The organism is Desulfocicer niacini, from assembly GCF_054657595.1.
The window spans coordinates 1-273 of the sequence record NZ_BAAHYK010000225.1 but is presented as its reverse complement, the minus strand read 5'-3'; the positions used below and the strand labels follow the sequence as shown (position 1 = coordinate 273).

Here is a 273-nt window from a genome sequence, read left to right as displayed (position 1 = left end):
GTTGGACGAAGCCGCTGCGCGGCGGAAAACCCCGAAATAGTGTATATTCCTTAAAGATGCCCAATTCAGGGCACTTCAAAAAAGGAACATACCATGAAAAAATCAGAAACAGCTCGATTCGACAAACTTTATAAACTTCATCAGAGATCTCTCAAACTTCAGGGTAAAGCCCAAAAAACAATTGACGCTTACTCCAGAGCCGTTCGCCGGGTCAGTAACTATTTTGACTGCTGCCCAGACAAACTAAACCCGGAACAATTGAAAATATACTTT

The 273-nt window shown here is 42.5% G+C and carries 1 protein-coding gene; it reads left to right on the top strand.

Annotation, left to right across the window (positions count from 1 at the left end; all coding sequences use genetic code 11):
• Positions 1-93 precede the first annotated feature (93 nt).
• Positions 94-273 (top strand): phage integrase N-terminal SAM-like domain-containing protein (locus tag ACYQ2M_RS25500; protein WP_459919205.1); only part of this gene is annotated, 180 nt, incomplete at its 3' end.